At 47.6% G+C, this 23,886-nt stretch carries 24 protein-coding genes; 11 read left to right on the top strand and 13 right to left on the bottom strand.

Features of this window, described 5'->3' with window-relative positions; genetic code table 11:
- Window positions 1-4: 4 nt before the first annotated feature.
- Genes AC0YNS_RS13915 through AC0YNS_RS13905 form a run of 3 tightly spaced genes read right to left on the bottom strand, consistent with a single transcriptional unit; the run spans window position 5 to window position 2,473 of the window.
- A complete protein-coding gene (locus AC0YNS_RS13915; RefSeq protein ID WP_475781586.1) occupies window positions 5-937 on the bottom strand; it encodes an ABC transporter permease in 933 nt (310 codons plus the stop codon).
- Window positions 934-1,821 (bottom strand): ABC transporter permease subunit, encoded by an 888-nt coding sequence (locus AC0YNS_RS13910; RefSeq protein ID WP_475781585.1) that lies wholly within the window; start codon window positions 1,819-1,821, stop codon window positions 934-936. Before AC0YNS_RS13910 ends, AC0YNS_RS13915 begins: the two co-directional genes overlap by 4 nt.
- A gap of 19 nt (window positions 1,822-1,840) precedes the next feature.
- Window positions 1,841-2,473, bottom strand: coding sequence for a succinate dehydrogenase cytochrome b558 subunit (locus AC0YNS_RS13905; protein ID WP_475781584.1), 633 nt, complete (start codon window positions 2,471-2,473; stop codon window positions 1,841-1,843).
- 165 nt (window positions 2,474-2,638) lie between these two features.
- Between AC0YNS_RS13905 and AC0YNS_RS13900 the strand changes: the two genes are divergently transcribed.
- Genes AC0YNS_RS13900 through AC0YNS_RS13890 form a run of 3 tightly spaced genes read left to right on the top strand, consistent with a single transcriptional unit; the run spans window position 2,639 to window position 6,306 of the window.
- On the top strand, window positions 2,639-4,111 hold the full coding sequence (locus AC0YNS_RS13900; RefSeq protein ID WP_475781583.1) for a spore germination protein: 1,473 nt from the start codon (window positions 2,639-2,641) through the stop codon (window positions 4,109-4,111).
- A gap of 27 nt (window positions 4,112-4,138) precedes the next feature.
- On the top strand, window positions 4,139-5,194 hold the full coding sequence (locus AC0YNS_RS13895) for a Ger(x)C family spore germination protein (RefSeq protein ID WP_475781582.1): 1,056 nt from the start codon (window positions 4,139-4,141) through the stop codon (window positions 5,192-5,194).
- On the top strand, window positions 5,194-6,306 hold the full coding sequence (locus tag AC0YNS_RS13890; protein ID WP_475781581.1) for a GerAB/ArcD/ProY family transporter: 1,113 nt from the start codon (window positions 5,194-5,196) through the stop codon (window positions 6,304-6,306). Before AC0YNS_RS13895 ends, AC0YNS_RS13890 begins: the two co-directional genes overlap by 1 nt.
- Window positions 6,307-6,359: 53 nt before the next feature.
- On the opposite strand, the gene AC0YNS_RS13885 is transcribed toward AC0YNS_RS13890, so the two are convergent.
- Genes AC0YNS_RS13885 through AC0YNS_RS13875 form a run of 3 tightly spaced genes read right to left on the bottom strand, consistent with a single transcriptional unit; the run spans window position 6,360 to window position 10,019 of the window.
- On the bottom strand, window positions 6,360-8,048 hold the full coding sequence (locus tag AC0YNS_RS13885; protein WP_475781580.1) for a right-handed parallel beta-helix repeat-containing protein: 1,689 nt from the start codon (window positions 8,046-8,048) through the stop codon (window positions 6,360-6,362).
- Between the two features lie 6 nt (window positions 8,049-8,054).
- Window positions 8,055-9,410, bottom strand: a complete 1,356-nt coding sequence (locus AC0YNS_RS13880) for a glycoside hydrolase family 30 protein (RefSeq protein WP_475781579.1) — start codon at window positions 9,408-9,410, stop codon at window positions 8,055-8,057.
- A 42-nt stretch (window positions 9,411-9,452) separates the two neighbouring features.
- On the bottom strand, window positions 9,453-10,019 hold the full coding sequence (locus AC0YNS_RS13875) for a TetR/AcrR family transcriptional regulator (RefSeq protein ID WP_475781578.1): 567 nt from the start codon (window positions 10,017-10,019) through the stop codon (window positions 9,453-9,455).
- 221 nt (window positions 10,020-10,240) lie between these two features.
- Here AC0YNS_RS13875 and AC0YNS_RS13870 point away from each other — a divergent pair, with 221 nt between their 5' ends.
- The 5 genes from AC0YNS_RS13870 (at window position 10,241) to cyoD (ending at window position 14,616) form a co-directional block, all read left to right on the top strand.
- The gene (locus AC0YNS_RS13870) at window positions 10,241-10,489 is read left to right on the top strand and encodes a hypothetical protein (protein WP_475781577.1); all 249 of its coding nucleotides are present in this window, start codon (window positions 10,241-10,243) and stop codon (window positions 10,487-10,489) included.
- Between the two features lie 156 nt (window positions 10,490-10,645).
- Window positions 10,646-11,689, top strand: coding sequence for a ubiquinol oxidase subunit II (cyoA, locus tag AC0YNS_RS13865; protein WP_475781576.1), 1,044 nt, complete (start codon window positions 10,646-10,648; stop codon window positions 11,687-11,689).
- Window positions 11,690-11,706: 17 nt separating this feature from the next.
- Window positions 11,707-13,674 carry a cbb3-type cytochrome c oxidase subunit I gene (locus tag AC0YNS_RS13860; protein ID WP_475781575.1) on the top strand — a complete coding sequence of 656 codons (1,968 nt, stop codon included), beginning with the start codon at window positions 11,707-11,709 and terminating at the stop codon, window positions 13,672-13,674.
- Entirely contained in the window at window positions 13,674-14,276 is a 603-nt protein-coding gene (gene cyoC / locus AC0YNS_RS13855) for a cytochrome o ubiquinol oxidase subunit III (protein ID WP_475781574.1), read from the top strand. The genes AC0YNS_RS13860 and cyoC overlap by 1 nt, the downstream gene beginning before the upstream one ends.
- Window position 14,277: 1 nt before the next feature.
- Window positions 14,278-14,616 (top strand): cytochrome o ubiquinol oxidase subunit IV, encoded by a 339-nt coding sequence (gene cyoD, locus AC0YNS_RS13850; protein WP_475781573.1) that lies wholly within the window; start codon window positions 14,278-14,280, stop codon window positions 14,614-14,616.
- A 75-nt stretch (window positions 14,617-14,691) separates the two neighbouring features.
- Here cyoD and AC0YNS_RS13845 read toward each other — a convergent pair whose 3' ends face one another.
- Window positions 14,692-15,300 (bottom strand): TetR/AcrR family transcriptional regulator, encoded by a 609-nt coding sequence (locus AC0YNS_RS13845; RefSeq protein WP_475781572.1) that lies wholly within the window; start codon window positions 15,298-15,300, stop codon window positions 14,692-14,694.
- Window positions 15,301-15,473: 173 nt separating this feature from the next.
- Here AC0YNS_RS13845 and AC0YNS_RS13840 point away from each other — a divergent pair, with 173 nt between their 5' ends.
- Entirely contained in the window at window positions 15,474-16,334 is an 861-nt protein-coding gene (locus AC0YNS_RS13840; protein ID WP_475781571.1) for an NADPH-dependent F420 reductase, read from the top strand.
- Window positions 16,335-16,787: 453 nt separating this feature from the next.
- Here AC0YNS_RS13840 and AC0YNS_RS13835 read toward each other — a convergent pair whose 3' ends face one another.
- Both AC0YNS_RS13835 and AC0YNS_RS13830 read right to left on the bottom strand, forming a co-directional pair.
- Window positions 16,788-17,411, bottom strand: a complete 624-nt coding sequence (locus AC0YNS_RS13835; protein ID WP_475781880.1) for an NAD(P)H-dependent oxidoreductase — start codon at window positions 17,409-17,411, stop codon at window positions 16,788-16,790.
- 88 nt (window positions 17,412-17,499) lie between these two features.
- Window positions 17,500-18,138 (bottom strand): FMN-dependent NADH-azoreductase, encoded by a 639-nt coding sequence (locus AC0YNS_RS13830; RefSeq protein ID WP_475781570.1) that lies wholly within the window; start codon window positions 18,136-18,138, stop codon window positions 17,500-17,502.
- A 360-nt stretch (window positions 18,139-18,498) separates the two neighbouring features.
- Between AC0YNS_RS13830 and AC0YNS_RS13825 the strand changes: the two genes are divergently transcribed.
- Window positions 18,499-19,353, top strand: coding sequence for a manganese catalase family protein (locus tag AC0YNS_RS13825; protein WP_475781569.1), 855 nt, complete (start codon window positions 18,499-18,501; stop codon window positions 19,351-19,353).
- A 122-nt stretch (window positions 19,354-19,475) separates the two neighbouring features.
- Here the strand turns inward: AC0YNS_RS13825 and AC0YNS_RS13820 are convergent, their stop codons facing one another.
- From AC0YNS_RS13820 to AC0YNS_RS13805, 4 genes are all read right to left on the bottom strand, one after another.
- On the bottom strand, window positions 19,476-20,447 hold the full coding sequence (locus tag AC0YNS_RS13820) for an oxidoreductase (RefSeq protein ID WP_475781568.1): 972 nt from the start codon (window positions 20,445-20,447) through the stop codon (window positions 19,476-19,478).
- A gap of 2 nt (window positions 20,448-20,449) precedes the next feature.
- Window positions 20,450-20,830, bottom strand: a complete 381-nt coding sequence (locus tag AC0YNS_RS13815) for a MerR family transcriptional regulator (RefSeq protein ID WP_475781567.1) — start codon at window positions 20,828-20,830, stop codon at window positions 20,450-20,452.
- Window positions 20,831-21,167: 337 nt separating this feature from the next.
- Entirely contained in the window at window positions 21,168-21,359 is a 192-nt protein-coding gene (locus AC0YNS_RS13810) for a YezD family protein (protein ID WP_475781566.1), read from the bottom strand.
- Window positions 21,360-21,390: 31 nt separating this feature from the next.
- Window positions 21,391-22,416: an aldo/keto reductase gene (locus tag AC0YNS_RS13805; protein WP_475781565.1), complete on the bottom strand. Its 1,026-nt coding sequence runs from the start codon at window positions 22,414-22,416 to the stop codon at window positions 21,391-21,393.
- Between the two features lie 487 nt (window positions 22,417-22,903).
- Here AC0YNS_RS13805 and cysK point away from each other — a divergent pair, with 487 nt between their 5' ends.
- The gene (gene cysK, locus AC0YNS_RS13800) at window positions 22,904-23,845 is read left to right on the top strand and encodes a cysteine synthase A (RefSeq protein ID WP_475781564.1); all 942 of its coding nucleotides are present in this window, start codon (window positions 22,904-22,906) and stop codon (window positions 23,843-23,845) included.
- The last annotated feature ends 41 nt before the right edge of the window (window positions 23,846-23,886 follow it).

Raw genomic sequence — 23,886 nt, 5'->3', positions numbered from 1 at the left:
TCTGTTAAATATTCGAAAACTTAGCAAATCGCTGCTTGTACATCTTCTCGAGACCAAGCGAGATCAAATGGAAGCCGAATATAAACACCGTATAGACCAGAAGCGGAATGAACAGCAGCCAACGATTAATATCCAGATTACTGCGTGCTTGTCCGATCAATCCGCTCCATTCGTTCGTGCGGCTAATGTATTCGGGCAGTTCGGGCCACGGATTGTTGTACACTAACGTACCCCCGACGTAGATATGGAAGATTGCCAACTGTCCGAACAACCCCAGGATCAATACGATCTCTTGGACGAACAGGATGATGAAGCTTTCCATTAAGTGGGGCAGAAGATGCGTCCGGATGATGGTCCGGTGGCTTGCTCCGATCGACTTGGCGGAGAGGATAAACTGCTTCTCGCGAATGACCATCGTTTTCTCTTTCACCGTAGATGCGACTGTCGGGATGCCGACAACCGCCAAAACGATGGAAAGAATGAGTGTCAGCTTTAAAGGAGAAGATGCCGGATTCAAGGATATGCCGATCATGATCATCCAAACAATAATTAAGATCGGAATGCCGTTTAACATATTCCACATCGGAAGACGGTCAGCTCTGGAGGTCTTGCCTTTTCCCAGAAAACCAAGCAGCATCCCCAGCACACCACCAATGCATATGCGGGTTAGCGCTATCGATACCGTTGCGATAATCGTATATTTTGCCCCGTCCAGCAGCTTCGCCATCAAATCGATTCCGTATTTATCCGTTCCAAACGGATAGCCGGCTGACGGTGGACTAGGCGGCGCAATAATCGTGCCTTTGCCATTCTCGTCGACCTGATAATCGAATGCAAGATGTTCGTTTAGATCATGAGGAGCGATATAGTGGCCGAAGAAGGAAGCCAAGATAATTAGAACTGTAATCGTCAGACCAGCCAACAAGGTTTTGTTCATCGTGCAAACACCTTCTCCCAGCCGTAAAGCAAAGCCCTCAAGATGGCAAACAAAATAACATAAAGCAGCAGCATCGTGAAGATTCCGTTCACGACCAAATTGTACTGGTACCCTTCATAGGCATAAGCATTGGAGAATACCAGCAGCGTCACGCCGTTCAGGTTATACAAATATTCGAAGATGAACAAATTCCCGAACAGGATTCCCATAAACTTATGCAAATCCGCTTTCACAAAAGGCAGTACGTTAGGCAGCGCGTGAAAGAAAATAATATAGCGTTTGCCAAGCCCCCGTACTTTCGCGAAACTGATATAGTCTTCTGTCAGCGTCTGACTCATGTGAAGCGTGACGTTGCGAATCATATAGATCGCAGGAATGATGATCGCCGAGATTAGCGGCAGCGCGACCGCCGGATCATCCGTCGAGAAGCTTGCAACCTGGAAGAAGACAAGGCCGGTCTCGTCCGCTATGAATACAATCAGAAACTGCAACAGCAAGACGATGACGAAATCCGGCATCACACTCAACAGTTCCAACAGGCTCTTAAGCCATCGCGCGCGCGTAACTGCAAAATAGACGCCGAGCAAAATGCCGACCGTCATGCCGATGGAGGCACCGACAATCATATACGAGAATGTAAGCGTAAAGCTGCTTCCGATTTGTTCCAAGAACGAGTGCTCGGTCTTGCCGGCCAAGTACATGAAGCTTTGTCCGTTTGCAAGGCCTTCGATATAGCTGATCAAACGCGTCAGTCCCTCTGACCAGTGGAATTGCAGCGAACCGTCCATATAGCCTTGCTGCAGAACAACCGGAACCATGGCAAATACAAGGACGAACAACAGAATGCCCAGTATAATCGAGCTGTACTGCGTTAGTTTTGTCATGCTGCAACCGAAGTCCTTTCTACAAGAATTCATCGCCGGTAAACGCAACGAGCGAAAGAATGAACAGCAAGGAAATAAGCACAAACACACCTAAGCAAATCGTAGAAGAAATTTTCTGTGAACGTGGTGAAACCGTAACGCCCCAGCTAATCAGGAATGCCCAGAGACCATTGCTGAAATGGAACACGGCCGACAATACGCCAATGACGTATAGAATGAAATACGCCGGATTCACGGCAATGTGATGCATGGTCGAACCGAGTTCCTCATGCGTTATATGACCCAAGTAAATTTGAAGACGCGTATTGAAGAAATGCCAGAAAACGAAGATAAACGTAAGGACCCCCGTAATGCGCTGCAAAGTGAACGCCCAGTTACGCTCGTATTTGTATTGTCCGGAGTTCAGATTGGACTGAAAGGCCATGTACAGTCCATAAATAGCGTGAAACAAGATCGGCAGGTAGATCCCAACAATCTCGAGCAATGGCTTAAGCGGCAAACTGTTAATAAAATGCACGTAGGTAGCGAAGCCTTCCGGTCCGCGCTCAAACGCTTGAAAGTTGATTGATACATGCACAAGAATAAACCCTCCGAGAGGAATTACGCCAAGCAGTGAATGCAATTTACGCCAGTAATAGGAATTTCTTTTCATTATTTCGCCTCCCTATAAATGAAACGATTCAGGGTTCTCATCTGTGACAAAAGAGCAATCGGCAGCTACATGGCCTGATTGTTCTTTGTTCTAAATTGGGGATAACCTAAGCATCGAATCACCATAATAAGATGACTTATTTTTCTTAGACAGGCGGTGAATGGGATGTCCTCCAATCTACATAAGGCATTAAAGGAGATCACAAATTCGGCAGACTTTATGCAAACAACCCAGCTGATTCAAAATACTCCTATCCATTTTTCTTACTATGCAACGCTCATCAGCCATGAACAACTCCACCACGATGTCCTCTCTTTTTTGCAATTACCCGATGATCCGATAACAAATTTGCAAGAATTAAAAACCTCGATTCCCATCGAAGGAATCAAGGTCTCATCAAGCCTCGATGATATTATTAAAAGCTTGTCTCACGGTTCAATCTTTATTCAGTTGGATCTCGATATAAATGAAGGGCTTATCTTAGATACCGCAGACTTGAAACTGGGCCATCGTGGTCATAATGATACCGAAAATGAATACAGCGTTATCGGCCCGAAGGTCGGTTTTGTCGAATGCATAGATATCAACTTGTCTCTGCTTCGAAGAGGACTTTCATCCGAGAAGCTTCAATTTGAAGAACTCATCATTGGCTCACTTTCCAAAACAAGAGTCGTTATCGCTCATTTGGAGGGCATTACGAATCCTGAGTACGTTAACACGGCAAGGCAGAGACTCATGGATCTGGATTTTGACGTATTGTTTGAAACCTCTCTTCTGGAACAGTTGATTACGGACAACTCGAATTCACCTTTTCCGTTATTTTTGTCAACTGAACGGCTGGACAGAACCATGTATTCGTTGATAAATGGGGAATTAGTCATTTTATGTGACGGTTCTCCTATCATAATCGCGGCCCCGGTCAGCTTATTCAGCTTCTTCATTTCACCCGAGGATTACTATTTGCCTTGGATTATGGGCTCGTTTTTTCGTCTCATTCGTTATTTCGGGGTTGCGTTTTCCATTCTGGCGACTTCCTTCTATGTTGCGATTCTTACGTTTCATTACACGGTCATTCCAAGGGATCTAATAGGTCCGATTATCGAATCCAGAAAAAACGTTCCCTTCCCCCCTTTGCTGGAAGTTCTGTTCTTGGAGGTCACCATCGAGCTGCTGCGCGAGGCCGGATCCAGGCTTCCTACAAAAGTCAGCCAAACGTTAGGTATTGTAGGCGGAATCATACTTGGGCAGGCAGCGGTGCAAGCCGGCTTAACGAGTAATATTCTACTCATTATCGTTTCTCTCTCGGCATTGGCTTCCTTTACGACGCCTATCTTCAAAATCTCAAACACGATACGCTTTTTGCGTTTTCCATTGATCGTGCTGGCATCTTTGTGGGGCGGTTTAGGCATCATGATTGGGATCATGATATTATTGTGCCATTTATTACGTTTGAAATCATTGGGTTCGCCGTATATTGCGCCCCTCTTCCCTTTTCGCCCCAATAGTTTCAGCGACAGTATTATCCGTTCTTCCTTTACGCATCTTTCCCATCGATTTCCCACGACGCGTCCGGGTTCGCCCAAACGATTTTCGGTACCCAAAAATAAAGATCTTGGCGACGACTACAATCACGAATAAATGTTTTGCGGATAGGAGGATGAAAGTATGAAGGGGCTTATCCCAGCTCTTATCTGCTGCTGCTTATTATGCGGTTGCGCGCAAGAGCGGATCGTCGACCGCATTAATATTATCCAAAGCATTGGGATAGACAAGGAAGGGGAGACCATTAAAGTAAGTGCTTCTTTTCCTTCCTATATAAAAGGCGCTCGGGAACAAGCCTCCCCGATAACCGCGGAGTCTAACGTCACGTACGGGTTATTCACAGCCCTAACGGCAAAGTCTTCGCAGCCTATCGAAATCGGTCAAATGCGTACATTGGTCCTCAGCGAACCATTCGCACGAGAAGCCATTGATGAGTTTGCCGAGATCATTAATCGAGAATCAATCAAAAGCAGCAATGCTACGATTGTCATAACCAAACAAAATGCAAGCTCGATCATCTACGCTACTTCTAAAAAGCCGCCTTATTACTTGTCGGAGTTAATCGAAAATAACATGAAACATGGGAACACGCCGAAGGCCAATTATCATTCCTTCTTAAATCAATATTATGGAGAAGGGCAGGATCTTTATTTACCCGTTATCAATAGAGATAAGGGCTTATTATATATGGATGGTATCTGCGTCTTTAAAGGAGACGAGCTCAAGCTATGGTTAACAGCCGAAGAAGGATTATATGTAAAGCTGCTTACAGACAAAGCCTTGACAGGCGAATATGATTTCAAGCAAGGTCCAAAAGAGATGTACTCCTTGATCATCCTGCGCGGAAAGAGAAAAATTGCCGTTGCGCAGGACGGAAAAACGAAGATATCCCTTCGATTATCCATCGCGCTTAGAGAGATTCCGAAGGAAATTAACGTTCAGAAAGAAGCCGATATGCAGAAAGTAAAAGAACAAATCGAGACGAAACTATCTTCGGGAATCACAGCGCTGCTAACTCGTTTACAGAAGAACAAGGTCGATCCTGTCGGCTTCGGAGAATCCTATAGATGGCAGCATAGAACGTTTAACGAGCCTCATTTTTATGAAGAAATCTACCCGAATCAAGTTTTCGAAGTGAAAGCGAAGATTATTATTACATACTCAGGGGTTGGGCAATAGTGCAGAAGCTCGTAAAGGAAAACTACACGATTTCCGGATATTTTGTATTTTTCTTAATCAGCACTTCCCAAGCTGCCGCTAACATCTTTAATTTTCAATGTCTGATTGCCGTTCATGCCGGACAGGATGCTTGGATTTCGATTATGCTGATGGGTTTGAGCTTGCATCTGATCGTCTGGATGGTGTTTAAGATGCTCGGTAATCCGGCGAAAGACGTTATTGACTTGCATAGAAGGATCTTCGGCAGGATCATAGGCAATGCCTTTTCTCTGCTGTTAGTCGGATACTACTTCATTATGTCTCTTTATTTTCTGCGGGCTTACATCGAAATCATTCAAGTGTGGGTGTTTCCGAATATCCGAACATGGGCTCTGGCAGCGCTCTTCAGTTGCATCATTTACTATATCGTATCCGGCGGGTTCAGGGTTGTTGCCGGCTTTAACTTCTTTTACTTGGCACTGCTCCCGCTGCTCTTTTGGCTGTACTTCCCGATTCGACAAGGCAATTTCCATCATTTATTGCCCCTGCTCAATCACTCTTTTCTTGATTTGCTTCGAGGTTCCAGAGCTACGGGTTTCATTTTCTTCGGACTTGAAGCTTTGCTTATTTACTTTCCTTTCTTAAAATCACCTGAAAAAAACGTGAAATGGGCGCATTTTGCCGTGTTATTCTCAACGCTCAAATATATGGCAATCATGATGGTAACCATCATGTATTTTAGTCTGGGGCTGCTGGAACATTCGCTGTGGCCTACTTTAGCCATGACGAAAATTACGGAGCTGTCCTTCTTTGCAAGGTTTGAGTTTGTTCTGATTTTTATTTGGCTAATGATCATCATTTCAACGGTTTGCATCCCCATTTGGTGCTGTACGAGAATTATGAAGAGGGTTGCCTCGTTTAAACCCGGACTGTCATTACCGATTCTATTGGCGGCCCTTTTCATCGCCTCGCTTATGTTTAACGAACGAACGAAGATCATTGCATTTGGAACGTTTATAAACGATATAGGCTTTTATTTCAATTTCGCCTATATCCCGATCCTTTTCATTATCTCTTGCGTGGTAATAAAGTCGAATTCGGCTGGCGGCGGGCCGACACTAGGGGAAAAGTAAAAAACCATGGATCAACTCCATGGTTTAAAGTGGCCTCTTTCGTTACGATGCCATTAGTCGATATGTATCCGGTTACCTCTAAACACCACATTACTGCAGGCCAGCAGCCGAACAGCCTCTTCCGTTCGGTTTAGCACCTTACCGGATGCGGGTACGACAAGCTCATTATTCAGAACATGCAAGCCCGAAGTGCTCTTAGCATGCAAAATATCACCGGCGATCATTTCGAAACGGTTGTCTTCAATCCGGACTTGTTGATGTACCGGCTGTTCGACTCTAACCTCTCGATTCTCAGGAGCGACTAGTATGACAGGGTGATCCTCATTGCCGCACGCTAAGAACCGGTTCATCCTAATCGTTACATCTCGAACCATGCCGGACTCGAACCAGCTTTCGGCGTCATCGGCGATTAGAATGGCGCTCATGCCTGTCCGTTCAAATCGATTGTTCTCGATTACAACCTTTCGCCTTGTCGTGACCAATATGCCGCGCGTCGGAATACAAGCAAACCGATTGTTGCGGATGGTAACCTGCGGTGTCCATGTGACATTCTCCACTACATCGCGTTCCTCGATCGCATCCGGCACCTGCTTGTCGAAGGTGAGCAGCCAATCTCTGGCATGAATTCTACTAACTGCTTCTACAATAAGGCTGGAATAAGGTATTAACGTTCGCGCTTGAATAAACTCTACCTCATCACCTGCGAAGAAAGGCTCGAAGCCGTAGGTTTGCCCATGCATATATCGAACGACAACTTGGTTCCGGGACGGACGATCCACGATTCTCAGATGGGTGCCATGCACGTTAATGGCGTCATCATGCGCCCCTTCAAAATCACTGTTCTCGACGCGGATGAGTCCACAGCATCCCGAGACATGAATCAAATCAGCAAATCCTGCGCATGTCCGGCCGGATTCGGCGCGAGGCTTCATGCTCATCTCTTCGAATGAAACATTCTCGCTGAACTGACACACAATGCCAAGCCCATGCATGTAATGCATGCCGACCTTTGACCATGTTACGTTCCGGCTGCGTACCACGAAAGAACCCACTTGATCGCGGATGCCATCGCGCAGCTGAAATACGTTACCGACTTTCGTATCCGGCATGTCCTCGTCATAATGCAACCGTAAGCGTTTCGGCTCTAATTCTTCTAACTTCACCGCGTCCATGATGGGATGCTGCGGGATACGCCTGATCGTATTGTTGGCAGGATCATATTGGGCTGCCGGTCCTCCTTGGTATCGCCAGCCTTCTCCGATCCAGAACAGCTCTCCTTGATGATCAAGCTCATACCAAGAGTCGGGCTTGACGCGAACATCCAGATGACGACGGCCTACAGACTCGACTACCATCTCCGACATGGTCGCACGCTCGAAATCGATCGATAGATTTCGAATCTGAATGTTCTCGCAGCCATCGATGACCAGAGGCGTCATTTTCCCATGGAATACAAAGAGCGAACCGTTGCCATCGAGCGTAATGCCCTTCATTCCTTTCAACAACAGCCCGATGGTCTTGCTCACATCCGGATTCTCGGATTCGCTCGCTGTGTTGGTAATATAATAGGGTACCTTCGCTGCAAGCTCGGGATAGAAATCGTATCTGCCCTTCGCGATCGACAGGGTTACCGGACTATCGTACTCCTTCAACTTCTCTATTGCCTGTCGGAAGTACGGCACGGCATCTACTCCGAGATCAGGCTTTATTCCAACATTCATCGTGTGCACGATGTTCTCCATTAATTATCACCTCTTCTCCTTGCCCTTCACCACGAGCGTAGTCACGCTTTCACCCTTAAACGTCCACGTACGCGGAGTTGCACCTGTGAATACGCGCTCCAAATCAGAATCTGCCGATGTTTCGTAAATTTCGGTAATCGTTCCCTCTCCATCCGTACCGATATCAATGCCGGAGGTAACATTCTCTTTGCTGTTGTTGACGACCACAAGCGTTACGCTCTCTCCACCGTTGTCGGTAAACGCTGCGACCTTCAGCTCCGAATGATCGCAGTGCGCCTCGTTTCTTACATCGCCGGGTCGAATGAATTTACTGTAATTTCCGAATGCCCATAGCCGTTTCGTTTCCTTAATCCGCCCCTCTGCCTCATCGACATAAACCAGTCCGTCGCGGAAGTCGTATTTGGACACGGCGATCCAATACTGCCACGAAGTCACGCCGCCAATGGTGATATCCTCATGGACGAGATTCGCTAGATTCAGTGCGGTTTCCATGCCATAGTCCGCTCCGCCCTCCATTTCGGTCCACTCCGACATCCAAATGCTGAGATTCGGCTGCTCCCGGCGAATAAGCTCGGTGAACTCTTCTTTGTACACGGGATTAGAAACATGAGGTACATAAGAATGTACGGCGATATTGCCGATACGACTCATGAGTTCCTTATCCTCAGCCAACTTGTAATAGTACATCCTTGCGCTTGTCCATTCTCCCGCTTCGATCGCGGATATGCGGACAGGCAGCCCTTGTTCTTGCATTATACGGTCTAAAGCTCGATAGACGAGCAAACATTCCTCAGGCGTGTAATGACAGCCTTCTTGTCCGTTCTCTGCATTCCATAACCACATCGGCTCATTAATCGGGGAAATCCATTCCACAGGCAAACCTTCGACTTCAATCAGATGCTTGACGACATCAACGAGGTACTGAGCGAACTGCTCTTCCATGCCTTCACGAATATTCGACTTTCCTTCTTGATGTCCGGAGGTCATCCCGCTTATCGTCATTCTAGGCGTTGGACTGTTAGCAAACGCCACGATTTGCTTAGCACCCTTCTCTATAGCCATCTTCATTACCGCCAGAGCTTGCGCATCCCTGCTCCAGTCATATTGTCCTTCGGCCACTTCAACACTTTCCGCGCGCCGCCACACATCCTCAATTTCCTCGCCATCACCGGCTCCGATATTGTGACGATAGATCGTCATACCGATACCTTTGTTGGGATCATAAAACAATTCCAGTAATCGAGCTAATTCCGACTCCTGCCAGCTGCCCGTGTGCTGTGCCCACCATGCGCCCGAAGCACCGAAACCCTCCATGCGTTGTTTCTTGTCTGCCTGTTTGATTTCAATCCGATATTCTCCCATACGCTCACCTTATCTCTCATTAGTATGTGCTGTGCGTTCTCATCACGGTGCCTCATGCAGAATACCGGTTAACAGAATCTCGATCATTTCTTTCAACGCTGCGTCGTAGGTCAAATTCAAATCCAGCAAGAACCGATCCTTCAACATGCGATCCATTGTCCCCACGATCATTTCCTTCAGAATCAAGGGATGAATCGGCTTAATCCGCTTCTGCCGTATCCCTTCCTCAATTAAAGCAATTGTCTGATCCCAATCCGCCTGCAGATGGCCTTCGATCTCCGCGAACAGCTCCGGGTATGTCTTCTCGATTTCGTAGGCACGCCTATAATCGAGTACATCTGAGAATGCAGGCATAATAGGAATAACACGCTTCAGCTTCTCGATTACATCCAAGGAGGCATCCGATAATATCCGCTGCTCCTGCTCCTTAATACTTGCAAAAGCTTCTTGAATAAACAGGCGAATAACATCTTCCTTATTGCCTATTTGCTCATATAATGTTCGTTTGGAGATACCCAGCTTGGCAGAAAGGTCATCCATGGTAAACCGAATTCCTTTCTCGTCGAATGCCTCTATAGCTGCTTTCATGACCCGAGATTTTAATTCCATCCTGTTACACTTCCTTACTGCTTCACTTGTGAAAGCGTTTGTAAAACCAATAAAACTGTATTGGTTTTCTGAGTTTTATATACAAAATATCATACCTTTAAAGACTATACAAGACATCTTTCACCGACGCTTAAATCATATATAGAACTAAAAACCGAATAGGTGTCCATACTATAGAGGAAACGTATAAACTAGATCCTTTCTGAGGAAGTGAACGTACATTGACGACGAAATCTGTACCGAAAGAACAAACGGAACGTGAAGGAAATGCTTTGTTTCTAACCATGAAAATTACCGCATGGGTAGCGTTTATTATTGGTGTGGTGTTGTGTCTCAGCAACTATGAGGATTTCAGCGACAATAACAGCTCATTAATGACCGGGATCGGCTGTTTGGTCGGCAGCGTGTTCATCTATACGATTGGTACGGCGATAAGCCTTGTGCAGAAACGCAAGGCGGAATCCGAATAAGTATCTTCATATTGATTTACTTCTGGGCTGTTTCCTTATATGAGGAACAGCCCTTCTTCTGTAGATTGGCCTTGCAACAACCGCGGCTGTAATATTGATCGGCATTCCGGGGAAAATTAAGTTAATCCAAGGTGATGTTTAGGAGATGAGGAACTGTTGAATATGTCAAAGCTCATTCGGCTGTTGACCACAAGCGGCGTCTTGGCAAGCACCGCCTTGTTTGCATCGGGCTGCAAGTCCATGATTGTCTTCGATCCGAAAGGACCTATCGGCATGCATCAGCGCGATCTAATCTATTTCACGATGCTGCTTTGCCTCATCCTATTGGTTCCGGTGTTAATCATTACAGCCTGGATCGTATGGCGCTTCCGCGACAAGAAAGGTAACAACGCGCCCTATCAGCCTGTATGGTCACACAGCACCAAACTCGAGATTACCTGGTGGAGCATTCCCATCCTTGTCATTCTGATCTTAGCCATTGTGACTGTACGATACACATACATGCTGGATCCGGCTAAACCGATCACGTCCGACAAGAAGGCAATTACGATCCAGGCAACGTCGCTGGACTGGAAATGGCTGTTCCAGTATCCGGATCAAGGTATCGCCACCGTCAACCATCTGGTCATTCCCGAAGAGACTCCCATTAAGTTCGAGCTTACCTCAGACGGCCCGATGAACGGGTTCTGGGTGCCGCAGCTCGGGGGGATGATTTACACCATGTCTGGCATGGCGACGACGATGTATCTTCAAGCTGATGAGCCCGGTAATTATATGGGTACCGGATCTAATTTTACAGGCCGCGAATTCGCCAAAATGGGCTTTACGACCAAAGCCGTTCCGCAGGCGGATTTCGATCAATGGGTGGCAGACACCAAAGCCGGCGGGAACGCCCTGTCCGAAGAGGGCTATCAAGCTCTTGCCAAACCGGGGACTTCAGACAAGGTGACGTTCGCTTCCATCCCGCCCGGCTTGTTCGAGCGAATCGTCCATGTCTACTCCATGAGCCGCGGCGCACCTCCGGGTTATACGCAGAAGGCGCAAACACTCAGCGGAGAAAAGGCAATTGAACATTCGGAAGGCGGTCAGTTGCCGCCCGGAAATAATGCGCAAAAGGATACACCGGACGACTTAGAAAGCCTCGGCTCCGGACACTCCTATCATAAATTGGACAACATGCACATGTATCATGGCAAATGAGAGGAGAGGCTTCCGTGATGGACCAAATTAAAGATTTCGTCTCGTGGTTCTTTGTCACAGGCGACCCGTTGATTTATGGGGCGGATGTGGCGATATCGCTGACGACGGTAGCTATTATCTTCGTGCTTAGCTATTTTGGCAAATGGGGTTGGCTGTGGCGGGAATGGCTGACGACTGTCGATCATAAGCGCGTCGGGATTATGTACATCATTGCTGCGCTGCTGATGCTGTTCCGCGGCGGCGTCGATGCGCTGATGATGCGGACGCAGCTCGCTTTTCCCGAAATGAAATTTTTATCGCCGGAGCACTATAACGAGGTGTTCACCACTCATGGCGTCATTATGATTCTGTTCATGGCGATGCCGCTCATGTTCGGCTTATTCAACATTGCCGTACCGCTGCAGCTTGGCGCGCGTGACGTCGCATTCCCGTTCCTGAACTCGCTTAGCTTCTGGTTATTCTTCTTCGGCGCGATGCTGTTCAATATGTCATTCGTTATCGGCGGTTCCCCGAATGCCGGCTGGCTGTCGTATCCGCCGCTTTCGGAAATGACGGGCAGCCCCGGAGTAGGCGAAGACTTCTACATCTGGGGTATTCAAATATCCGGGATCGGATCTCTGATGACAGGAATTAATTTCATTGTCACCATTGTCAAAATGCGTGCGCCTGGGATGACATGGTCGAGGGTGCCGATCTTTACTTGGTCGGTACTCTCAAGCTGCATTGCGATTATTGTTGCGTTCCCTGTGCTAACGGTAACGTTAGCGCTGCTGTTCCTGGACCGCTTCTTGGGCGCACACTTCTTCACGATGGATGGCGGCGGTAACGCCATGATGTACGTCAACCTGATTTGGATGTGGGGCCATCCGGAGGTCTATATTGTCGTTCTGCCCGCCTTCGGTATTTTCTCAGAAGTGGTGGCGGCCTTCTCGAAGAAGCGTTTGTTTGGCTACGGGTCCATGGTGTTTGCGATGATGAGCATTAGTCTGATGGCCTATTTCACTTGGCTCCATCACTTCTTTACAATGGGCTCGGGTGCTAACGTCAACATTTTCTTCGCCATATCCACGATGATTATTGCGATTCCTACAGGTGTTAAAATATTTAATTGGCTGTTCACCATGTACCGGGGTCGGATCTCGTTCGCAACGCCAATGCTTTGGACGATCGGGTTCATTCCCTGTTTCGTCGTTGGCGGCATGACCGGCGTGATGCTCTCGGTAGCCCCTGCGGATTTCCAGTTTCACAACAGCTATTTCCTAATCGCTCACTTCCATCAAGTCCTCATCGGCGGAGTAGCTTTCGGTTACTTTGCGGGTTTGTATTACTGGTGGCCGAAGATGTTCGGCTTCAAGCTGAATGAACCTATCGGCAAGTGGGCGTTCTGGATATGGAACATCGGTTTCTATGTCTGTTTTATGCCTCAATATATAGTGGGACTAGACGGCATGACACGCCGTATCAATTCGTACGACTGGGATACGGGCTGGTGGGCACTCAATTTCACATCGACCATAGGCGGTTTCCTGATGGGCCTCGGCTTCCTATTCCAGGTATGGCAGATCGCACACAGCATCAAGTTTATGGAGAAGGATACGACCGGCGATCCGTGGGGAGCCCGTACGCTGGAATGGTCCATTCCCTCGCCCGCGCCGCTCTATAACTTTGCGACGACGCCTCTCGTAACGGACCGAGATGATTGGTGGGAAGAGAAAGAACGCATCGCCGCAGGGAAAATGCCTAAGAACAAACCGGCGCTCGAGCCTATTCATATGCCGAAAAACTCGCCGATCCCTTTTATCCAATCTATCTGCTGGTTTACAGTCGGCTTTGGTCTTGTTTTTCACTGGCTCTGGATTGCGATTCCCGGTTTCATCGGCATTGCGCTGACGATGCTCGCTCATTCGTTCAACTACGATACCGATTACTATATCCCGGTCGATGAAATCAAACGCACGGAAGCAAATGCAAGGGGGAGTATCTGATGGCGCACGCTCATGCGCATGAGGGCGGCCATGATGGCCATCACGATCTGGAGGAGCTCCGTAAATTCGGCTTCTGGATCTTCTTGATTACCGACTGTATCTTGTTCGCGACTCTGTTTGCCACCTATCTCGTGCTTCATGAGAGTACTGCAGGCGGGCCGGGGGCCAAAGAAATCTTCGAAATGCCCGGCGTCATCGTCGAAACGTTCATCCTTCTGACCAGCAGCTTCACGAGCGGTCTGGCTGTGCTCGCATTGAATGCGGGAAGCCGGAAAGGACTGATAGGCTGGCTTGTTGTGACGATCCTGCTCGGTGCCTGCTTTATTGGCATGGAAGTGTCTGAGTTTCTGAAGCTCATACACGAGGGCCATACGATTCATTCCAGCGCTTTTCTGTCAGGCTTCTTCACGCTTGTAGGTACGCACGGGCTGCACGTCTCGCTCGGCATCTGCTGGATCACCGCGTTGATCATCCAGCTGACCCGGCACGGCATTACACCGGTGACGCAGCGAAAAGTACATATCACCAGCTTGTATTGGCACTTTCTGGATGCCGTATGGATCTTCGTATTCACATTCGTTTATTTGATGGGAGTGATGTGAGATGGCACATAACCATGCTGCCGGGCACGGCGATCACGGACACCATGCCACGCACCACGGCTCGCTCAAGGAGTACGTTGTCGGCTTCGGGCTCTCCATCATCCTGACGATTATCCCGATCCTCGCTGTCATGAACGGCTGGTTCGGGAAAACGACAACGATCGTAGTCTTGCTGGCCACGGCGGTTCTGCAATTTGCGGTGCAGCTTCTATTCTTCATGCACTTGCGAGAAGAAGATGGCCCGCGTTATAACCTCATTACGCTCATTCTCGGCTTAATCATCGTCGTGGTCGTCGTCTACGGCTCCATTTGGATTATGGATCATAACAAAATGTATTAGACGCGGAAGAGCCGATGCCTCCCCCATTGTTGGGGCCGTCATCGGCTCTTCTGGCTTCAATCCATTATCGCGCCATTATTGGAGACCTACTATTAACGAATCCACGAATTTCTCGCTCGCTCGCCCAAGGTCATACGAGGAATCCGAAAGGCACCAAGTGACGAGAGCTCCCGTCAGGAAAGAGAACAAATAATTCACGATCTCTTCTACTGATAACTCCTTTCGGAATATGGACTGTGATATTCCCTCTTCAATTGCTTTATATAATAGTTCCTGCTTAATGCAGTCTGAGAAAAACGAAGGTTCTGTTGATTTTTGCGAAAGGAGAACTACAAACGTAAGTTTAGTAAGTTCTTCTCCGACGATTAATGGAAAGCCCAGTGCAACCATCATAAACGTTTTAAGCTTATCTACCGGAGAAGCATGTTCATTGTCCTGGATATACTTCCCGAAATTCTCTTCCATGTACTCGGACATATCATCTCGGAATAACTTTCTGACGATGTCCTCTTTGGACTTGTAGTGAATGTAAAATGCCCCTTTAGAAAGGCTGCATTTCTCGCAAATTTCATCAACCGTAACGTTGTTATATCCCTTGCTCAGAATGAGTTCCTTCGCTACGGTGAAAATCTTTTTCTTCGTGGCTTTCCCCTTCAGGTAGCGACTCGTTTCTTTTTCCTTCATCCCGTAACCCCTCCACAATTACAACTATAACGTATAGGTTTTTGGTTAGTCAAAGCTTGCTCGGGGGGGAATTGACAAAACAAAAGTGACTGCAGTATACTGACTACAGTCATATTGACTACGGTCACTTTTATATCGACCGAAACAAATCATAAGAAAGAAGGTCGTTCATAATGAAAATTTCTATTGTAGGTACAGGTAATATCGGAGGCAGCCTTGCCCGGATTTTCACAGGGAAAGGTCATACCGTTTCGATCGCCAATTCGAGTAACTCCAAAGCTTTGCACGACTTAGCTAACGAGACGGGAGCAACTCCGGCAACGGTTCAGGAAGTCGCGAAAGGTGCCGACGTTATTATTCTCTCCATTCCTACAAAGGGAATTCTCAATTTACCATCGGAATTCCTCGATAGTATCGCACCAGAAGCGATTGTCATTGATACCAGCAATTATTATCCTTTACACCGCGACGGAGCTATTGAAGGCATTGAGAATGGTTTGCCCGAAAGTCGTTGGGTCGAGCAACAAATCAAACACCCGGTTATCAAAACGTTCAGTGCAACAAATTGGTATAACTTCACAGAAGAAATTCAGTCGGGACTTCCCGGCCGCCTGGCTTTGCCCGTATCCGGCGACGACCCTGCAGCTAAGGCCATCGTATCCCAATTGGTGACCGAGGCTGGATTTGATCCGGTCGATGCAGGCGGACTGGATGAATCCTGGCGTCAACAGCCCGGATCCCCTGCCTATTGCACCGATCTTGGCGTAGAAGACTTGCGTAAAGCCTTGTCTCAAGCAACCCATGTCCGGAAACCGGAATCGTCGGGTGTCCGCTCGAGCGAAGAAGAACTGGTTACGGCGCGGGAGATGCAAACCACGTTCTTTCAAACCTTCGGCAAAGCCATTCAGGTTCTGATGGAATCGAACCAGTGGACGGAAGCTGCGGCAACGAAGCGTCTTGTGGCACAATTTATGACGGGCCAATCACCCGAGGCTGTCTTTGGATTCGTATTCGAGCACAAACGGCTATCCTAAAGTAATGACATAGGGTACGACTTCTGCAGAACAAAGTCGCAACCAGTAACAGGTACCCATGCACTGGCACTTTAACAAAGTGTCACGTGCATGGGTACTTTTATTAGCGTGCTCGCATCTTCACCTTACGGCCTGCAACTTCCACAGAGTTCGCACCTTCTCCTTCGACCCCCCAATTTCTAACGAACCGTACAGGTCTTATTTGATCAAAAAAAATCGATTTGAAAATCTAACGAACCCTACAGGTCTTATTCGCTCAATAACTCGTGCGTTTCTGCCTATTTCAGGGAAATAAGGCCTCTGTGATTCGTTAGAATATTTAAAGCGCGTATTTCGCCAAAATAAGACCTCCACGGTTCGTTAGCGTGGTGTTCCACTGCAAAAAAAGAGCTGACTCCGGTATCATACATAATACCGAAGCCAGCTTTTTAAGCTTAATCTATTCAATTCCAGTTAGAACGTCTTTGCTACTTCACGTGCTTTTCGGATCGACTTGTCTATAATCATCTTCGTTTGGTCGGAGGCTGAGGCCGTGCCCTCGACAAAGATTCCTTCCAAGGTCGCAACGCCTAGAAATTTCATAATCACGTTCAAGTGGCGATGCCCCATCTCGAATGCGGCAAAATCCGATCCAGGCGACAATACGCTTCCGCTTGCTTGGATATGAACGGCTTTTTTGCTGCTTAATAAGCCAACCGGACCTTTACCTTCCACATACTGAAATGTTTTCCCGGCTACGCAGATGGAATCGATATAAGCCTTCAACACTGGCGGAAATGAAAAATTCCATATCGGATTCACAAAAATATATTTATCTGCTTCCACAAATTGATCGACGAGCTCGTTCAAACGATCGATTTTGGATTGTTCTGCAGTGGATAACGGCTTGCCTTCCCCCGCTTTCTTCCAACCGTTCATGACATCGGCATCGATCTCCGGTATGTTCGATTGATAAAGATCAAGGTGAATAACATCATCGTTAGGATTTTCCTTCTGGTAAGTCTCTATAAAAGCAGCGCCGACCGACATACTATAGGAAGACTCTTGATTTTTGGGATGAGCCGTGATAAACAACACTTTCTCTTTACGGCCATTGCCGTTTCCGTTATTGGAGCTGAATATTTTTTTGAGAAGCTGGATCACGTTATAAGGACTCCTTCAATACTTAGAATGTTTTTGCAATTTTCCAAGCTTGTTGAATGGCATTTTCTTTAATTTGGCGTGCTTGGTCTGACGCTGCCGCCATACCTTCTACGAAGATAGCCTCAAAGCTCGGAACACCGATGAATTTCATAATCACGTCCAAATGACGATGGCCGATTTCAAAATCAGCATAATCGGAGCCTGGGGACAATACGCTTCCACTTGCTTGAATGTGGAGGGCTTTTTTGTTGTCCAGAAGTCCGACAGGACCTTTATCCGTATATTTAAATGTTTTTCCTGCAACGCAAATCGAGTCAATGTATGCTTTCAGGACCGGAGGGTAGGAGAAGTTCCACGTCGGGTTAACAATGACATATTTATCTGCTTCTACGAATTGATCCACCAGCTGGCCGAGTCGAGCGACTTTCGCTTGTTCCTCACTTGTTAATTGATCAAATGCCGTTCCGGACCCTAATTTCTCCCAGGCGCTAAATACATCAGCATCGATGCGCGGGATATCCATCTTGAACAGATCGAGATGCACGATTTCGTCGTTCGGATTTGCAGCTTTATAAGCCTCGAGAAATTGTTTACCAACCGCCATGCTATAAGAAGCTTCGGTTTCATTCGGATGAGCGGTGATATACAGAACAGTGGACATAATATTAATCCTTCTTTCGTTTTTTTATTCGGAATTATCCGTTTAGGTTAATTAACAAAGTGCACAAGGCTCTTTATTAAGTTTCTTACTTTTTGTATGTTACTATATATAATTGATAAACGTCAATGATATTTTATTCCATAACGCACACCGCATATCCTCGCAATTACGATATGATCTCATTCATTAGCAACGCAAAAAACGGATTAGCTGCACGCCATCCGTTTCACTTGTTCAACTGTAAGGTAGTCAGACAAGCATTTACCTTGTCATATGGAAATTCTCCTGCATAATAATTCCTTCACTAGGGATTCTAATGCTGTCTACGAAATCAAGACAACTCAAAGGAGTGAAATAGCTGTGTACTATTACAAAGAAGAGCTGATTAACATCATTCAACCCGATAAGCCGGATCCCGCAGCTGCGAAGGTACTTCAAGAGGCACTGGGAGGACAATTCGGTGAAATGCGAACCATGATGCAATATTCTTTCCAAAGCTCTAATTTCAGAGGCAAGGATAAACAATTTCGCGATCTTATTCGCGGTGTGTTCCTGGAAGAGATTGCTCATGTGGAACTTGTACAAAATACGATTAATCAACTCCTAAACGATTCAGGCTTAACCTCCCCGGGCAATTCGGGACTAGACGCTGCTCCAATTGACGAAGCAGTCAAACATGCGAACCCCCATCATTACATCATGGGAGCGAAAAGCTCCTTGCCCGTCGATGCGGGAGGCAATCCATGGAATGGTTCTTGGGTTTACAGTCATGGGAATTTGATCGCTGATTTATTGAATAATGTTGTCCTAGAGTCTACCGGCGTCCTGCAAAAATCAAGGATTTACGAAATGAGCTCGAACAAAACGTTTCGCGAAACGCTAGCATTTCTCATCGTTCGGGACAACGCACATCAGAATGCTTTTGCCAAAGCGCTTGAAACGCTAGGGGTCGACTGGGGAAAAACATTTCCCGTTCCGAATTATGATATTAACAAATACCCCGAGTGCAGAAAGTATGTCGACTTGGGTTATCACAACGTTCAATTTAATTTCAGGTTGGACGAGACAAGAATCGCTGAAATCTTCCAAGGCGTCAGCCCAAGCCGGAATAGCGGTGCTCTATCGGTCACTCCACCTCCACAAGGCTTCCCTGTTCCTCAGCTTCCGGATATGCCGAATGAACACAGTCCCGGTATAGCTGACATGTTGAGATAACTTCTATCCTTTATTTCGCCAAGATAATGGAAACCTTTAGCAATAAGTACAAATTGGGCACTACGTACTTCAAACAAACAAAGCTCATTCAATTACGAATGAGCTTCTACGGTTAAAACATCTCAATCTGTGAATTTTATGCGGGTCAATTTCTCACTGATTTGCCAAAGTCGCTCCGCATATTCAGGATCAATCGCCCAAGGAAATACGCCTGTTAGCTTTTGACTCAGTCCTTGTGGAGCTTCTGCCGTAATGACTTCGGCAATATCAACATCTAAGCAGTAAACGCCTCCTTTGCCCTCAAGTTGTGGACTGGTCGCGCACCACACGCTAGTGGCAGCACCTTGCTCAGTTGTCTTTAGTTCTCCAGTTGCCGCTGCCTTTTCCTCTTCCGACATAAAACGCACTAAATCGGTCATAATTCTTCCTGGATGTACTGAAAACGCTCGGATCCCGTGCGATTGACCACGCTTGTCCAGTGCAACGGCAAAAAGCGCGTTAGCAGATTTGGACTGGCCATAAGCCTTCCATTTATCGTATTCCTTCTGTTCAAAATTCGGATCCTCAAAATCAACACCACCAAAGCGGATACCTGTTGAAGAAACAGAAACTACCCGCGCGTCTATTGCCTTTTTCAAGGCGGGCCATAACAGTAACGTTAACTGAAAGTGACCCAAATGATTGGTTGCAAATTGAGACTCGTAACCGCGTGCGTCCCGTACTAGGGGAGGAGCCATGATACCCGCATTATTGATCAGGATGTCCAGCGGTCGTCCAGAGTCCAGAAACTTCTGCGCAAATGCCTCGATTGAAGCAGGATCGATCAAATCTAATTCTTCTAACTCTACTCTTTGGATACCTGCAACCGAAGTGAGAGCTTTCTCTGGTGTACGTGCAGGTACAATGACTGTTGCTCCAGCCTCGGCTAAGGCGCGGGTTGTTTCAAGTCCGACGCCTGAGTACCCGCCGGTTACGATGGCGATTTTTCCATTCAAATCACAGCCTTTAACTACTTCCCGTGCGGTTGTTTGCGAACCAAAGCCCGAATGGATTGGTTTTTGAGGTGTTACTTGATAGTTGTTATCTTCTTTCATGTTCATTCTCCTCCTAGTCTTGCTTTCTTCATTAGGTCCTTAAAATGATCCAACTTATAATTCACTAATTCCAACGTTGCCTTTATTTCCATCATTTTCGATTCAATTTCGTGTTTATGCTTATAAAGTAAGTCATAACAGTTCTCATAATTTTTAGCGGTTGCCAAGGACATGTAATGTTTAATTTCTCTTAGCGGCATGCCGGTTCGTTTGAGATGCGAAATAAAGACCAGACGTTCGAGATGGACCGTGCCATATTCCCTCTGCCCGTTTTCCTTACGCTTCGTCGGCGGCAGGAGGCCAATCTTTACATAATACCGTATCGTATCGTAACTGAGTCCTGATTTATCCGAAATCTCTGCGATTGAAAATGTAGGCTCCATCTATTGCCTCCTCTCTAACCCCGTTAAGCTGTCTCGTTTTCAACCGCATCCGTATCTTAAAATATGGAGTTTACTCCATGTCAACAAATTTACCTCTTTAACTGAGGACAAGCTTATTATTACTGGATAGTTTAACCGACTGAAGTCGAGCTATTCTGCTCTTTACTCAAATAAAAGATAAGCGGAACTTCCGCGAAAATTTATGTCATTTGATTAATGCAATCAAAAAAGCAGCCTCACAATGTCCAGTTTAAGTAAAAAAACCAAGAGATGATTCATCATCTCTTGGTCAGCTTGTATGCGGCCTACTTTATTTTCTTATAGAATCGAACGCTGTTTATAATGCCCGGTTAGTTGAAGCTTGCTTCTTACTGCCGGAGGAACTGTTCTCGAACCGTTGACGGTCAGTCCGTTCAATCTGGACAATCGATCCGTTATGCACAGTGATTTGAACCGAACCGTATTCCAATCCGTTTACCTGCTCCAGAATCCGGTTTAGCCAGATCTCGTCCGCTACCAGTTTAGTCATCGCAATCCCTCCTTATCAATCAATACTGCTGTTAAGCTTTGGCTGAAGCCGTTTCACGGAGCGCATGATAAACGTTGAAATCTCCCTGTGTAATTGCGTCAATTTCCGCAAGCTCATCGGCAGACAGCTTCTCCGCTACTTTTGCAATCGACTCGGTAATATTTTGCGGATTGGATGCGCCGAGAATAGCGGACGTGACATGCGGCTGGCTGACGACCCAAGTCAGCGCAAGCTGTGCCAGCGTCCAGCCTTTCCTAGCCGCAATCGGCTTCAAAGCTTCAACGATATGGAAGTTTCGTTCGTTTTCGAGCAGCGGCTTAATTCTCGCTTCACCCGCAGCCCCGCGCGATCCTGCCGGCGGCGCTTGATTGAACTCGTATTTGCCGGTCAACAACCCGCGGCCCAGCGGACTATATACGACTACCCCTACCTGTTCGGAGGCTGCGAACGGCAGCAATTCCTGCTCGATCCCCCGCGCAATAAGGCTGTACTCCGGCTGAATGCTCTCATAGCGGTGCAAGCCCAGCTGTGCCGATATGCCATGTGCTTTCGCCAACTGCCAAGCTGCATAGTTGGAGGCCCCGATGTAACGAACCTTACCTTGACGGACAAGGTCATCAAGCGCCCGCAGCGACTCCTCAAGCGGCGTTTCCTGGTCGAAGCGGTGTACTTGATAGAGATCGATATAATCGGTTTTCAGACGGCGGAGGCTGTTTTCAACCGCACGAATGATATGATACCTGCTTTGCCCTTGGTCGTTCGGCTCGCTGCCGACGCGGCCATGTACCTTGGTCGCCAGAATAATGCGGTTTCGGCGGGAGCCTAGCAAATTGCCGAGAATCGCTTCCGATTGACCACTCTCTTGCGGGTTGCTCAGATCGGTGCCCTTACCGTAGACATCGGCCGTATCGATAAAGTTGATTCCGGCATCCAGCGCCGTGTCCAGTACTTCCGCCGACTTCGACTCGTCGATCCAACGCCCGAAAGCCATCGTACCGAGCGCAACCTCCGATACTTTCAAACCCGTTCTTCCGAACTTCTTCAATGAAATGCTCATACCTGCACGCTCCTTAAAATTAGGTTTTGGAAAAACAATAATGGCAGCTGCATCGACCGTAACGTCCATTTAAGACAAAAAACCGGAGAGTCGCATAGTCTGACGTCTCTCCGGTTGGCCGGTCGATTAATTACAAGTAATCCTATGAATATACTGTGCTTAAAAATATAGCACCGACTTCCACGCATGTCAACTTGTGGAAGAACATTTTTTTCGCAGCGTTGACGCCCTTCAATGTTGGTGATACGATATAGCTGATTATTCCGCTAGGAATAATATAAATAGTTGACCAGCCCTCTGGAGACACAAGATTCGCTTTGTGTCTCCTTTTGTTTTTCTGAAACCAAGATCATACATTCATAAGGAGGATAACGATGGGCAAATCCAACAAACAAGTGCATCTGAACGTTTTTCTTCGGCAGGCAGGTCATCATGCCGCCGCCTGGCGCCTTTCCTTCCTAATCCGATATCAAAGGAGTGTCTGCATGTGACTAAGATCGCCACCAATCTTACCCAGTTGATCGGTAACACGCCCCTGTTGGAGCTAAGAAATTTCAATGCCAGCCGAAGCCTCGGCGCAGTTCTGATCGCCAAGCTGGAATATTTCAATCCCGCCGGAAGCGTCAAGGACCGAATCGGGTACGCGATGATCAAGGACGCGGAAGAACGCGGCGTCATCAATAAAGACTCGATCATCATTGAACCGACAAGCGGCAACACCGGCATTGCGCTTGCGTTTGCCGCGGCAGCGCTCGGATACAAATTGATCATTACGCTTCCCGAGACGTTCAGCATCGAGCGAAGAAAAATGCTGCTCGCCCTGGGGGCAGAGCTTGTATTAACGCCGGGCGCCGCGGGCATGGCCGGTGCGATCAAGAGAGCCGAGGAGCTCGCGGCAGCCATACCCAACTCGTTTATTCCGCAGCAGTTCCGCAATCCGGCCAATCCGGCCATTCACCGCAAAACGACGGCAGAAGAAATTTGGCGGGATACGGACGGGGCGGTCGATATATTCGTTGGCGGCGTGGGAACCGGCGGCACGATATCCGGCGTCGGCGACGTTCTTAAACAACGCAAACCGTCGGTCCAAATCATTGCGGTCGAACCGGCCGGCTCTCCCGTTCTCTCCGGCGGGGAGAAAGGCACCCATAAAATCCAAGGGATCGGGCCGGGTTTCGTACCGGACAACTTCCACAGGCACATCGCGGACGAAATTGTGACCGTCACGAATGAAGATGCGCTCGATACCGCGCGTTCGCTGGCCAGGAAGGAAGGGCTGGTCGTCGGCATCTCGTCCGGCGCTGCCGTCTTTGCGGCTGCTAAGATTGCGAATCGACCAGAGAATGCCGGCAAAACCATCGTCGTGCTGCTTCCCGATACCGGCGAACGTTACTTGTCCACCGAGCTGTTCCCGGTCGAAATCCTCTAGCGCTCCTGCTCTCCGATAAAAGCGATGACAGCTTCCGCGGA

Source organism: Paenibacillus sp. J22FR21, from assembly GCF_056269135.1.
Note: the sequence above shows the minus strand (reverse complement) of the source record. Positions and strands in the feature narration are given on the sequence as shown.

Bases quoted from the DNA above. Each gene is read 5' to 3' on its own strand.
- AC0YNS_RS13915 (WP_475781586.1), bottom strand. From the start codon at position 937: ATGAACAAAACCTTGTTGGCTGGTCTGACGATTACAGTTCTAATTATC.
- AC0YNS_RS13910 (WP_475781585.1), bottom strand. From the start codon at position 1,821: ATGACAAAACTAACGCAGTACAGCTCGATTATACTGGGCATTCTGTTG.
- AC0YNS_RS13905 (WP_475781584.1), bottom strand. From the start codon at position 2,473: ATGAAAAGAAATTCCTATTACTGGCGTAAATTGCATTCACTGCTTGGC.
- AC0YNS_RS13900 (WP_475781583.1), top strand. From the start codon at position 2,639: ATGTCCTCCAATCTACATAAGGCATTAAAGGAGATCACAAATTCGGCA.
- AC0YNS_RS13895 (WP_475781582.1), top strand. From the start codon at position 4,139: ATGAAGGGGCTTATCCCAGCTCTTATCTGCTGCTGCTTATTATGCGGT.
- AC0YNS_RS13885 (WP_475781580.1), bottom strand. From the start codon at position 8,048: ATGGAGAACATCGTGCACACGATGAATGTTGGAATAAAGCCTGATCTC.
- AC0YNS_RS13880 (WP_475781579.1), bottom strand. From the start codon at position 9,410: ATGGGAGAATATCGGATTGAAATCAAACAGGCAGACAAGAAACAACGC.
- AC0YNS_RS13875 (WP_475781578.1), bottom strand. From the start codon at position 10,019: ATGGAATTAAAATCTCGGGTCATGAAAGCAGCTATAGAGGCATTCGAC.
- AC0YNS_RS13860 (WP_475781575.1), top strand. From the start codon at position 11,707: ATGGACCAAATTAAAGATTTCGTCTCGTGGTTCTTTGTCACAGGCGAC.
- cyoC (WP_475781574.1), top strand. From the start codon at position 13,674: ATGGCGCACGCTCATGCGCATGAGGGCGGCCATGATGGCCATCACGAT.
- cyoD (WP_475781573.1), top strand. From the start codon at position 14,278: ATGGCACATAACCATGCTGCCGGGCACGGCGATCACGGACACCATGCC.
- AC0YNS_RS13845 (WP_475781572.1), bottom strand. From the start codon at position 15,300: ATGAAGGAAAAAGAAACGAGTCGCTACCTGAAGGGGAAAGCCACGAAG.
- AC0YNS_RS13840 (WP_475781571.1), top strand. From the start codon at position 15,474: ATGAAAATTTCTATTGTAGGTACAGGTAATATCGGAGGCAGCCTTGCC.
- AC0YNS_RS13830 (WP_475781570.1), bottom strand. From the start codon at position 18,138: ATGTCCACTGTTCTGTATATCACCGCTCATCCGAATGAAACCGAAGCT.
- AC0YNS_RS13820 (WP_475781568.1), bottom strand. From the start codon at position 20,447: ATGAAAGAAGATAACAACTATCAAGTAACACCTCAAAAACCAATCCAT.
- AC0YNS_RS13815 (WP_475781567.1), bottom strand. From the start codon at position 20,830: ATGGAGCCTACATTTTCAATCGCAGAGATTTCGGATAAATCAGGACTC.
- AC0YNS_RS13810 (WP_475781566.1), bottom strand. From the start codon at position 21,359: ATGACTAAACTGGTAGCGGACGAGATCTGGCTAAACCGGATTCTGGAG.
- AC0YNS_RS13805 (WP_475781565.1), bottom strand. From the start codon at position 22,416: ATGAGCATTTCATTGAAGAAGTTCGGAAGAACGGGTTTGAAAGTATCG.